The organism is Streptomyces sp. NPDC093149, assembly GCF_044754145.1.
GTDB lineage: Bacteria > Actinomycetota > Actinomycetes > Streptomycetales > Streptomycetaceae > Streptomyces.
Genome location: NZ_JBIVON010000004.1, coordinates 555,401 through 567,107, shown reverse-complemented (window position 1 = coordinate 567,107; position 11,707 = coordinate 555,401). Strand labels below are relative to the sequence as shown.

9 protein-coding genes are annotated in these 11,707 nt (G+C 70.6%); 7 read left to right on the top strand and 2 right to left on the bottom strand.

Annotated features, from left to right (window positions below):
- Positions 1–46: 46 nt before the first annotated feature.
- From ACIQCZ_RS16090 to hflX, 7 genes are all read left to right on the top strand, one after another.
- On the top strand, positions 47–499 hold the full coding sequence (locus tag ACIQCZ_RS16090) for a phospholipase (protein WP_402282804.1): 453 nt from the start codon (positions 47–49) through the stop codon (positions 497–499).
- Positions 500–782: 283 nt separating this feature from the next.
- On the top strand, positions 783–1,721 hold the full coding sequence (gene miaA, locus ACIQCZ_RS16085; protein ID WP_402282802.1) for a tRNA (adenosine(37)-N6)-dimethylallyltransferase MiaA: 939 nt from the start codon (positions 783–785) through the stop codon (positions 1,719–1,721).
- 107 nt (positions 1,722–1,828) lie between these two features.
- Positions 1,829–2,269, top strand: coding sequence for a hypothetical protein (locus ACIQCZ_RS16080; protein WP_402282937.1), 441 nt, complete (start codon positions 1,829–1,831; stop codon positions 2,267–2,269).
- Positions 2,270–2,387: 118 nt separating this feature from the next.
- Entirely contained in the window at positions 2,388–3,260 is an 873-nt protein-coding gene (dapF, locus tag ACIQCZ_RS16075) for a diaminopimelate epimerase (protein ID WP_402282800.1), read from the top strand.
- Positions 3,261–3,400: 140 nt separating this feature from the next.
- Positions 3,401–5,554 (top strand): RelA/SpoT family protein, encoded by a 2,154-nt coding sequence (locus ACIQCZ_RS16070; protein ID WP_402282799.1) that lies wholly within the window; start codon positions 3,401–3,403, stop codon positions 5,552–5,554.
- A 111-nt stretch (positions 5,555–5,665) separates the two neighbouring features.
- Positions 5,666–7,120: a M1 family metallopeptidase gene (locus tag ACIQCZ_RS16065; RefSeq protein ID WP_402282797.1), complete on the top strand. Its 1,455-nt coding sequence runs from the start codon at positions 5,666–5,668 to the stop codon at positions 7,118–7,120.
- Between the two features lie 143 nt (positions 7,121–7,263).
- Entirely contained in the window at positions 7,264–8,784 is a 1,521-nt protein-coding gene (hflX, locus tag ACIQCZ_RS16060) for a GTPase HflX (protein ID WP_402282795.1), read from the top strand.
- Between the two features lie 87 nt (positions 8,785–8,871).
- Here the strand turns inward: hflX and ACIQCZ_RS16055 are convergent, their stop codons facing one another.
- Together ACIQCZ_RS16055 and ACIQCZ_RS16050 are read right to left on the bottom strand one after the other, a co-directional pair.
- Positions 8,872–10,041, bottom strand: coding sequence for a trypsin-like serine peptidase (locus ACIQCZ_RS16055; RefSeq protein ID WP_402282792.1), 1,170 nt, complete (start codon positions 10,039–10,041; stop codon positions 8,872–8,874).
- A gap of 253 nt (positions 10,042–10,294) precedes the next feature.
- The gene (locus tag ACIQCZ_RS16050) at positions 10,295–11,515 is read right to left on the bottom strand and encodes a trypsin-like serine peptidase (protein ID WP_402282790.1); all 1,221 of its coding nucleotides are present in this window, start codon (positions 11,513–11,515) and stop codon (positions 10,295–10,297) included.
- Positions 11,516–11,707: the final 192 nt, after the last annotated feature.

The window sequence follows — 11,707 nt, the reverse complement described above, 5'->3', positions numbered from 1 at the left end:
GACGAACCCACGTCGCGGTCGCCCCCACCCGCCATGGAGGACATTCATGCGTCGGCACATCCCCGTCTCGCTGGCCGGCACGGCACTCGCCATGACCGTCTCCCTGATGTCCGTGACCCCCGCCTCGGCCGCCCCCGCCGACAAGGACGCGGTGCTCGCCCGCTGGACCCAGTCCGGTGCGACCAGTTATGACGCGTTCTTCGCAGCCCGCGCCGACCAGGGGGCCTGGACCGCGTACGGCTTCGACTGGTCCACGGACTACTGCACCACCTCGCCGGACAACCCCCTGGGCTTTCCCTTCCGGAACGCCTGTGCCCGCCATGACTTCGGCTATCGCAACTACAAGGCGGCCGGCTCCTTCGGTGCCAACAAGTCCCGCCTGGACGACGCCTTCTACGGCGACCTCAAGCGGGTGTGCGCGACCTACTCGGGCGTGAAGAAGGCCACCTGCGACGCGACCGCCTGGACGTACTACCAGGCGGTCGACAAGCTCGGCTGAGGACGGCCCGGAAGGCGTTCCTGAGCGTCTGCGGGCCCGGCCCGTCCTTCCCGGCCCCGTGCCGTCGGGGCCGGGCCCGTCGGGCCGCGCAGCCGCGCGTACGGGGCGCGCGGCCCGATCCTGTCGACGGGACCGGCCCCGCCTCTCCGCCCCGCCCGCACTCCGCCGCGGCCGGGTGCGTGCGGCCGGGAGACGCCCTCTTTTCCTTGTTTCCCACTCCTTTATGGATTTCTTATCTTTGATCCCGTGAGATTCAGGTCCGGAGGTTTGCGAGACTGGGGCGGTGAGAAGTTCAGCTCCCGCGCCGCGGGTCATCGCCGTCGTCGGTCCCACTGCGGCCGGAAAGTCCGATCTGGGGGTATTCCTTGCTCAGCGGCTCGACGGTGAGGTGGTCAACGCCGACTCCATGCAGCTCTACCGGGGCATGGACATCGGCACCGCGAAGCTGACGCCCGCCGAACGCGGTGACATTCCGCACCGGCTGCTGGACATCTGGGACGTCACCGAGACCGCCAGCGTCGCCGAGTACCAGCGGCTGGCCCGTGCCGAGATCGACAGACTGCTCGCCGCGGGCCGCACCCCCGTCCTGGTCGGCGGCTCCGGTCTCTATGTGAAGGGCGCCATCGACGCCCTGGAGTTCCCGGGTACGGACCCCGACGTACGGGCCAGGCTGGAGGAGGAACTGCTCGAACGCGGCTCCGGGGTGCTGCACGCCCGCCTCGCCACCGCCGATCCCGAAGCGGGCCGGGCCATCCTGCCCAGCAACGGCCGCCGAATCGTCAGGGCCCTCGAAGTCATCGAGATCACCGGCAAGCCCTTCACCGCCAACCTCCCCGGTAACGATGCGGTGTACGACACCGTCCAGATCGGCGTCGACGTGGCCCGCCCCGAACTCGACGAACGCATCGCCCTGAGGGTCGACCGGATGTGGGCGGCCGGACTCGTGGACGAGGTGCGCGCGCTGGAGGGGCACGGGCTGCGCGAAGGACGCACCGCGTCCAGGGCACTCGGCTACCAGCAGGTGCTGGCCGCGCTGGCCGGGGAATGCACCGAGGACGAGGCGCGCGCCGAGACCGTCCGCGCCACCAAACGATTCGCGCGCCGTCAGGACTCGTGGTTCCGTCGCGACCCGCGGGTCCACTGGCTGAACGGCGCGGCGGAGCACCGCGGGGAACTCCCGCGTCAGGCGCTGGCGTTGGTCGAACGGGCGGTTACAGCCTGATCACGTGATGGCATCGGGAAGCCCTGCCCGTCATTTCGGCGGTCAGGACCGTGCCATCATCGAGCATCGATCGACCAGTGGAGTCCGAGTTGGGAGGGCGCGTGGCGATGGAGGCCGGCCCTCGCGACACGGAACAAGACGCACCGGAAACGCCGCACGAGGCGGTACGGCTGAGCCCCGACGGGCCCGACGAGCCCGAGGCGACCCCCGAGGTCGAGGTCGAGTTGCGGCCTGCGCGGCGGCTGCGCATCTGGCAGCTCGCGCCGATCGTGATGCTTGCCGCCGTGGGTTCGCTGATGTTCGCGTTCCCGCTGGCCTTCGAGTTCGGCGACGGCGGGCCGGTCGTCGCCATGCTGGGCCTGCTGATCAGCTGCTGCGCCGCCGGCTGGGGGATGATGGCCGCCCGCCGCGTGGGCCACACCTGGCCCGGACTGCCGCAGCGGGGCTCGGGCGAGCGCTCCGACTGGCGCGTGATCGCCCTGTACGTCGTTGTGTGCGCCGTGCTGGTCTCCCTGGCCGTCTGGCGCGTGGCACGGCTGCGCCACTGACGGGCGGAGCCCCCGCCACGCTGCCGTCCGGCCGCCGCGACGCTCCGTCGCCCACCCGCGTGCGCCGTCGCGCGGCCCGCTTTCGCCGACTGCCGGTGACTCCTCGTACAGTTGCCCCGTGAGCACATCCCGGATCCCCTTCCTCAAGGGCCACGGCACCGAGAACGACTTCGTGATCGTTCCCGACCCGGACAACGCCGTCGACCTGCCCGCCTCCGTCGTCGCGCGACTGTGCGACCGCCGGGCCGGCATCGGCGGTGACGGACTGCTGCACGTCGTACGGTCCGCCGCGCACCCGGAGGCGCGGGCCATGGCGGGCGAGGCCGAGTGGTTCATGGACTATCGCAACGCCGACGGTTCGATCGCCGAGATGTGCGGCAACGGCGTACGTGTCTTCGTCCGCTTTCTGCAGCGCGCCGGGTACGTCGAGGAGGGCGATCTCGCCGTCGCGACCCGCGCCGGCGTGAAGGAGGCGCACATCGCCAAGGGCGGCGACGTCACGGTCTCCATGGGCCGCGCCACCCTCCCCGAGAACGGCGTCACGGTCAGCCTGGACGGCCGCAGCTGGGACGCCCGCAACGTGAACATGGGCAATCCGCACGCGGTCGCCTTCGTGGACGACCTGGCGCACGCCGGTGATCTGCTCGCCGTACCGCCGTACAGCCCCGCGGCCGTCTACCCCGACGGCGTCAACATCGAGTTCGTCGTGGACCGCGGACCGCGCCATGTCGCGATGCGGGTCCATGAGCGCGGCTCCGGCGAGACCCGCTCCTGCGGGACGGGCGCCTGCGCCGTGGCCGTCGCCGCGGCCCGCAGGGACGGCGCCGACCCCGCGCAGACCGGTACCCCGGTCACGTACACGGTCGATGTGCCCGGCGGCACCCTCGTGATCACCGAGCGGCCGGACGGCGAGATCGAGATGACCGGAGCCGCCGAGATCGTCGCCGAAGGCCTGATCGACCCGGCCTGGCTCGAAACGCCGATCGGTTAGACCTTCGCTCGAATGGGTGATCCGTTTCACGCTGAGCGAGAGCCGGACTCCGCCACGTGGTGGGCTCGGTAGCATCAAGCACCGGCCCGGAGGAGCGACCGCACCTCCCCACCGCCGGTCGACGCTGCCGGAGGTGCCCCATGAGCGCAGAGGCCACCAACCCAGATGTGCCCGTCCGCAGGCGGGGCCGTCCCCGGATCGATCTCCGCAGGCTCGGCCGCGTCGCGCTGCTCGGCCCCGTCTCCCGCGACCGGCTGCCCGACGCGATCGGCCACGTCGCCGAGGCCCACCGGGCCCACCACCCCGACGCCGACCTCTCCGTCCTGCACAGGGCCTACGTGCTCGCGGAGTCCTCGCACCGCGGACAGATGCGAAAGAGCGGCGAGCCGTACATCACGCACCCGCTCGCCGTCACGCTGATCCTCGCCGAGCTCGGCGCCGAGACCACGACGCTCACCGCCTCCCTGCTCCACGACACGGTCGAGGACACCGACGTGACCCTCGATCAGGTGCGCGAACAGTTCGGCAAAGAGGTCTGCTACCTCGTCGACGGCGTCACCAAACTGGAGAAGGTCGACTACGGAGCGGCGGCGGAACCCGAGACCTTCCGCAAGATGCTCGTCGCCACCGGGGACGACGTCCGCGTGATGTCGATCAAGCTGGCCGACCGGCTGCACAACATGCGCACCCTCGGCGTGATGCGCCCCGAGAAACAGGTCAGGATCGCCAAGGTCACCCGTGACGTGCTGATCCCGCTGGCCGAACGGCTCGGCGTGCAGGCCCTCAAGACCGAGCTGGAGGACCTCGTCTTCGCGATCCTCCGCCCCGAGGAGTACGAACACACCCGCGCACTGATCGCCGCCGCGTCGGCGCGGCCGGACGCCCCCGCCGCCGCGGCCGTCCGGGACCCGCTCGCGGCCGTCGCCGAGAGCGTGGCGACGGTGCTGCGGGAGGCGGACATCCCCGCGGAAGTCCTCATCAGGCCGCGCCACTTCGTCTCCGTGCACCGGGTCAGGATCAAACGCGGCGAATTGCGCGGCACCGACTTCGGCCGACTGCTGGTGCTCGTCGGCGACGACGCCGACTGCTACGCCGTGCTCGGCGAACTGCACACCTGTTTCACCCCGGTCATCTCCGAGTTCAAGGACTTCATCGCCGCACCCAAGTTCAACCTGTACCAGTCACTGCACACCGCGTTCGTGGGCCCCGACGGGGCGGTCGCCGAAGTGCTCATCCGTACGCACCGGATGCACAAGGTCGCCGAGGCGGGTGTCATCGCCCTCGGCAACCCGTACGCCGCGGACACCGGCTCCGCCACCCAGGCCGTCGAGCCCGCGGACGGGGAGCGCGCCGACCCGACCCGGCCCGGCTGGCTCTCCAGGCTCCTCCAGTGGCAGCAGTCCGCCCCGGATCCCGACACCTTCTGGACCACGCTCCGCGCCGACCTCGCCCAGGACCGCGAGATCACGGTCTTCCGCACGGACGGCGGCACGCTCGGGCTGCCCGCCGGAGCCAGCTGCGTCGACGCCGCCTACGCGCAGTACGGCGACGAGGCGCACAGCTGCATCGGCGCCCGGGTCAACGGCCGGCTCGCCACCCTCGGCACGGTGCTGAGCGACGGCGACACCGTGCAACCGCTGCTCGCCGAGGACTCCGCCTCCGGCCCGTCGCCCGACTGGCTCGACCACGCCCGCACCCCCGCCGCCCGCATCGCCATCACCGGCTGGCTGGACGCCCACCCCGAGGACACCCGGGGCCCGCACAGCAGCAGTACCGCGGAGCCCAGGTCCGAGCCGCAGGCCCAGGAAACCGGTGGCCCCGCGGGCGACGGGGCCGAGCCCCGTACCGCGAGCGCCGTGGTGGACCGGCCGGACGCCGACGTACGACTCGCGGGCTGCTGCACGCCCGCACCCCCCGACGCCGTCACCGGATTCGTCGTGCGCGGCGGCGCCGTCACCGTGCACCGGCTGGAGTGCTCCGCGGTGTCCCGGATGCGGTCCGTCGGCCGGGTGCCGGTCGGGGTGAGCTGGGAAGACACGGTCGGCTGCCGCGTCACCCTGGTCGCCGAGTCCTTCGGACGGGCCCGGCTGCTCGCCGATCTCACCGAGGCGATCGCGACGGCGGACGCGGCGATCATCTCCGCCACCGTCGAACCACCCAGCGAACAGCGCGTCCGGCACACCTACACCCTGCAGCTCGCCGACGCCGCCGGACTTCCGGCGCTGATCCGCGCGATGCGCGACGTACCGGGCGTCTACGACGTGAGCCGCGCCCAGCACCCCGCCGCCGTCTGACGCCCGCCGCCGTCCGGCCCCGCCGCGCAGCCGTCCGTCGGGACGATCTCGTTCGAGTGGCGCGGCGCGCGCCGCGCCTGCTCGGGCGGGAGTCGCTGGTAGCGGTAGGTCATGCCGTTCATCTCCCGCCGCCTGCGGGCCGCTCTGCTGGCCACCGCATCGGCCACCCTCGTCGCCGCCGCCCTCCCCCCACCCGTGCCGCTCGGTATCGGCGATCCGCTCTTCCCGCACCTCGGCAACCCCGGGTACGACGTCCTCTCGTACGACATCGGGCTGACCTACCGCGGCAGCAACAGCAAACCGCTGGACGCCGTCACCACGATCGACGCGCGGACCACCGAGCAGCTGGACCGGATCAACCTCGACTTCACCCACGGCAAGGTCCGCGAGGTCCAGGTCAACGGTCTGCGGGCCGACTTCGCGACGGCCGACGAGGATCTGGTCATCCGGCCCCCCGCCCGGCTCCCCGCCGGAGTACCGCTGCACATCACCGTCCGGCACACCAGTGACCCGAGCGGGAAGAAGGAGAGCGGCGGCTGGGTGCGTACCGCCGACGGTCTGGCCATGGCCAATCAGGCGGACGCCGCGCACCGTGTCTTCCCCAGCAACGACCACCCCGCCGACAAGGCGTACTTCACCTTCCGGATCACCGCCCCCAAGGGTTTCACGGTGGTGGCCAACGGCCTGCCCACCGGCACGGCCCGGCACGGTGCCGAGACCACCTGGTCCTACCGGACCGAGCACCCCATGGCCACCGAACTGGCCCAGGTCACCATCGGCCGCTCCACTGTCCTGCGCCGCACCGGACCGCACGGTCTGCCGGTCCGCGACGTGGTGCCGAGCGCCGACCGGAAGCGCCTGGAGCCCTGGCTCGGCAAGACGCCCGCCCAGCTGGACTGGATGGAGCGGCAGGTCGGCCGCTTCCCCTTCGAGACATACGGACTGCTGGTCGCGGACACCGAAACCGGCTTCGAGCTGGAGACCCAGACGCTCGCGCTCTTCGAACGGTCCCTGTTCACCCGCACCGCCTACCCGGAGTGGTACGTCGACTCGATCATGGTGCATGAACTGGCACACCAGTGGTTCGGCGACAGCGTCTCGCCGCGTGCCTGGTCCGACCTCTGGCTCAACGAGGGACACGCCACCTGGTACGAGGCCCGCTACGCCGAGGAGCACGCCGGCAAGAAGCTGGAGAGCCGCATGCGTGAGGCCTACACCAGGTCCGACGACTGGCGCGCCGCCGGCGGCCCGCCGGCCCGCCCCGACACTCCGGCGCCCGGACAGAAGCTCAGCCTGTTCCGGCCGGTGGTGTACGACGGCAGCGCGCTGGTCCTCTACGCGCTGCGCAAGGAGATCGGAGAGAAAGCGTTCGATCTGCTGGAGCGGAGCTGGGTGAAGGAACACCGGGACTCCAACGCCGCCACCGCGGACTTCGTCCGGCTGGCCTCGCAGACGGCCGGCCGCGATCTCACCAGGTTCTTCGACGGCTGGCTGTACGGCAAGAAGACCCCGCCGATGCCGGGGCACCCGGACTGGCACAGTGCCGAGCCCGCCGGACAGCGGTAAACCAGGGTGACGGGCGCGGCGGACCATGCCACTATCGACGAGTCGCCGCGGCGGCCGGATCGGTGATTCCCGACAGTGGGAATCATCGGGAGAGGTCACGCGTTGTGACTGACGTAACGGACTTCCATCGACGTAAGGATCCAATGACCTCCTCTTCTTCCCTTCCCCAGGACGCGCAGCACGCGCAGAGCGCTACGGAGAATGTCACCGAGAGCCTCACCGAGAGCCTTCGGGCCGACGCCCTGATGGAAGAGGACGTCGCCTGGAGCCACGAGATCGACGGAGAGCGGGACGGCGAGCAGTTCGACCGTTCCGAGCGTGCCGCGTTGCGGCGAGTGGCGGGCCTCTCCACGGAGCTCGAGGACGTCACCGAGGTCGAGTACCGACAGCTGCGCCTGGAGCGTGTGGTGCTGGTCGGTGTCTGGACGTCGGGGACCGTGCAGGACGCGGAGAATTCCCTCGCGGAGCTGGCCGCACTCGCGGAGACAGCTGGTGCCCAGGTGCTCGACGCCGTCTTCCAGCGCCGCGACAAGCCCGACCCGGCCACCTACATCGGCTCGGGCAAGGCACTGGAGCTGCGCGACATCGTCCTCGAATCCGGGGCCGACACCGTCGTCTGCGACGGTGAGCTGAGCCCCGGCCAGCTGATCCACCTGGAAGACGTCGTCAAGGTCAAGGTGGTCGACCGGACCGCTCTGATCCTCGACATCTTCGCCCAGCACGCCAAGTCCCGAGAGGGCAAGGCGCAGGTCTCGCTGGCACAGATGCAGTACATGCTGCCGCGGCTGCGAGGCTGGGGCCAGTCGCTCTCCCGTCAGATGGGCGGCGGCGGTTCCAGCGGCGGTGGCGGCATGGCCACCCGTGGCCCCGGTGAGACCAAGATCGAGACGGACCGGCGTCGGATCCGCGAGAAGATGGCGAAGATGCGCCGGGAGATCGCGGAGATGAAGACCGGCCGCGAGATCAAGCGGCAGGAGCGCAAGCGCAACAGGGTGCCGTCGGTCGCCATCGCCGGCTACACCAACGCGGGCAAGTCCTCGCTGCTCAACCGCCTGACCGGGGCCGGTGTCCTGGTGGAGAACGCGCTGTTCGCCACGCTGGACCCGACTGTGCGCCGGGCCGAGACGCCGAGCGGCCGCATCTACACCCTGGCCGACACCGTCGGGTTCGTACGGCATCTGCCGCACCACCTCGTCGAGGCGTTCCGCTCCACCATGGAGGAGGTCGGCGAATCCGACCTGATCCTGCACGTGGTGGACGGCTCCCACCCGGTGCCGGAGGAACAGCTCGCCGCGGTGCGCGAGGTGATCCGCGAAGTGGGTGCGGTGGACGTACCCGAGGTCGTGGTCATCAACAAGGCGGACGCGGCCGATCCGCTGGTGCTGCAGCGGCTGCTGCGCATCGAGAGGCACGCGATCGCGGTCTCGGCGCGCACGGGTGTCGGCATCGACGAGCTGCTGGCGCTCATCGACAGCGAACTGCCCCGGCCGTCGGTCGAGATCGAGGCGCTCGTGCCGTACACCCGGGGCGGGCTCGTCTCCCGGGTGCATGCCGAGGGCGAGGTGATCTCCGAGGAACACACGTCGGAGGGCACCCTGCTCAGGGCGCGGGTCCATGAGGAACTGGCAGCCGACCTCTCCGCGTACGTGCCCGTGGCGCACTGACCGCGACACGGCGCGGCCCGGTACGGACCGAAGGCCCGCTCCCTCGTTCGGGAGCGGGCCTTCGGGCGTCCTTGGTGCGGGAGGCCGTCAGCGGCCGCCGAACTTCTCGCTCATCATGGTGAAGACGTCCTGCGCGCCCCTGCCCAGGTGCGGACCTGCGAGCCAGCCCGAAGTCACCGGTCCGATGGAGGTGTTCGAGACAAGGGCGAGCTTGCCGTCAGCGCCCTTGCTGAACCATCCGCCGCCCGACGAACCGCCCGTCATGGTGCAGCCGATGCGGTACATCGTCGGAGTGCTCGGGCTGATGGAGAGCCGGCCGGGGCGGTCGACGCACTTGTGCATGATCAGGCCGTCGTACGGCGGGGCGGCGGGGTATCCCCAGGCGCCCATGGCACTGATCCGCGGGATCTCGGGGGCGTCGAAATCGACCGGCAGGGCGTTGCCCACGGTCTCCTCCAGGGACTTGGTGCCCCGCTCCGGCTTCACATGCAGCACCGCGTAGTCATAGGGGGCGCCCTCACCTCCGGTGGGACCGCCGTCGGCGAGCCATTCACCGGACGTCGTGGCCCAGTCGGCCCAGTACGCGCCGTACGGGGCGATCTCCTGCGGCTGCGCGCTCTTCAGCGCGGCGGCGGACCGGCCCTTGTCGTTGTACGCGGGCACGAAGACGATGTTGCGGTACCAGCCGCCCTTCGAGCCGGCGTGCACACAGTGTCCGGCGGTCCACACCAGATTGGACCGGCCCGGGTTCTTCGGGTCCTTGACGACGGTGCCCGAGCAGACCATGGAGCCCTCGGGGGAGTCGAAGAACACCTTCCCGACCGGGGCGGCGTAGTCGTGGTAGGGAGTCCTCTCGCGCTCGGCCTTGACCGGGGCGGGCTCCGGGTCGGTGACGCCCCGGTCGCCGGAGAGGTCGCCGGCCGCCATGGTCTTCGCGGGATCCTTGGCCGACTTCATCCGCTCGGGCTTCCACAACCCGTCGATGACCGGGTTGACGAAGTCCTTGGCCTCACGCAGCCACTTGTCCTTGTTCCAGTTCTTCCACTCGCCGTTCTTCCACTTCTCCGGGTCGACACCGTGCTTCTTCAGCTTCTCGGCCAGGCCGCCGGAGAGCGAACCGCCGGAATCCTGGCCACCGGCGGAGTCGGCGGCGGGCTTGTCGGCCGCCGTGTCCTCGCTCGGACCACAGGCCGTGGCCGTCAGCGCGAGCGCGGCGACGAGGCCGGTCGCGGCGAGGAGCGGACGCATGGATCGCATGGAAAGGAATCCCCCTGAAATCTCTGAAAATGCCATGAACCTGTCATACGAAACGGCGGCCGGACCAATGGCCGCCGCGAATGCAGGCCCACCCTATGACGGGGTGGACCATGGTCCTCGCCACGGAGGAACCGGCCGCGGGCGGCCCATGGCCACCGCCCGACGGCAAGGGCTCCCGGCGGGCGATTGCCGCACCGGGAGCCCCTGAAAATCCGTCATCCGTCATCCGGAAGACCCGGCTGACGGACCGTCGTCACTGCCCCGCGTACTTCTTGCTGACCGACTCGTAGACGCCCTTGGCCTCCTTGCCGAAGCGCGGCCCCGCCAGCCAGCCGGCCGTCACCGGGCCGATGGAGGTGTTCGAGACCAGCGCGGGCTTGCCGTCCTGGCCCGCTGCGACCCAGCCGCCACCGGAGGCTCCGCCCGTCATGCTGCAGCCGATGCGGTACATCGTCGGGTCCTGCGCGGTCAGCGAGAGCCGGCCCGGCCTGTCCGCGCACTGGAACGCCTTCTGGCCGTCGTACGGCGGGGCGGCCGGGAAGCCGGTGGCCGTCATGCTGCTGATCTTCGGCACGGCCGGTGCGTTGAACTCGACCGGCAGCGCGGAACCGACCGTCTCCTCCAGCGACTTGCCCGTGGATCCCTTCTCCGGGGTGACATGCAGCACCGCGAAGTCGTACGGGGCGCCCTGGCCGCCGACCGAGGCGCCCTGGGAGATCCACTGGTCGGACGTCTGCGCCCACTGGCCCCACCACACGCCGTACGGGGCGATCTCCTGCTTGGTGGCCGTCTTCAGTTCCGCCAGTGACAGACCCTTGTTGTTGTACGACGGAACGAAGGCGATGTTGCGGTACCAGCCGCCCTTCTTGCCCGCGTGCACACAGTGCCCCGCCGTCCACACCAGATTGGACTTGCCGGGGTGGGCCGGGTCCTTCACCACCGTCGCGGAGCAGACCATGGAGCCCTCGGGGCTGTCGAAGAGCAGCTTCCCGGACTCCGCGGCGTTGGCGTGGTACGGCGTTCCGACACCGGCGGCCCGCACCGGCGTGGGGGTCGGGTCCGTCACGCCCACATCACCCGAGATGTCGTTGTCGACCGGCTTCTCCGGCGACTTGTCGGCATCCCGCATCCGGTCCGGGTCCCAGAGGCCCTCGATGATCGGGTTGACGAAGTCCTTCGCCTCGCGCAGCCACTTGTCCCTGTCCCAGTTCTTCCACTCGCCGTTCTTCCACTGGTCGAGGTCGATTCCGTGTTCCTTGAGCCGGTTCTTCAGATCGTCCGGAATGGTGATCTTGCCGTCCGCGGCCTGGCCTGCGGGACTGCTCGGCTTGTCACTCGCTTCGTCCTCGCCGGGCCCGCAGGCGGTGGCGGTGAGCGCGAGGACCGCGGTGACCGCGGCCGCGGCGAGCACCGAGGAGCGCCTACGGCGTGTGCCCCCCTGACGTGCGGCGAGAGCCGGTCGAATGAGTCGCATGTGGTGATCCCCCTGGGACTTCGTAACTCAACACTTCTGTACTGCACTTCGGTACTGCCGCGAGCCGTTCGCTCCGAACACCATTCGAGCTGCCGGAAATCTGCCCGAGCCCTCCGTGCGGCCCCCACTATGCCGGTGCCGATGGGGACGGCACGCGGCAGGGCCACGGTTCCGCCTCCGCAAGGATCTTCG

What these genes read in the sequence shown, in the direction of transcription:
- ACIQCZ_RS16070 (WP_402282799.1), top strand. Translation starts at nt 3,401, where the DNA reads ATGAGCGCAGAGGCCACCAACCCAGATGTGCCCGTCCGCAGGCGGGGC.
- hflX (WP_402282795.1), top strand. Translation starts at nt 7,264, where the DNA reads ATGACCTCCTCTTCTTCCCTTCCCCAGGACGCGCAGCACGCGCAGAGC.
- ACIQCZ_RS16055 (WP_402282792.1), bottom strand. Translation starts at nt 10,041, where the DNA reads ATGCGATCCATGCGTCCGCTCCTCGCCGCGACCGGCCTCGTCGCCGCG.
- ACIQCZ_RS16050 (WP_402282790.1), bottom strand. Translation starts at nt 11,515, where the DNA reads ATGCGACTCATTCGACCGGCTCTCGCCGCACGTCAGGGGGGCACACGC.
- ACIQCZ_RS16080 (WP_402282937.1), top strand. Translation starts at nt 1,829, where the DNA reads ATGGAGGCCGGCCCTCGCGACACGGAACAAGACGCACCGGAAACGCCG.
- ACIQCZ_RS16090 (WP_402282804.1), top strand. Translation starts at nt 47, where the DNA reads ATGCGTCGGCACATCCCCGTCTCGCTGGCCGGCACGGCACTCGCCATG.
- ACIQCZ_RS16065 (WP_402282797.1), top strand. Translation starts at nt 5,666, where the DNA reads ATGCCGTTCATCTCCCGCCGCCTGCGGGCCGCTCTGCTGGCCACCGCA.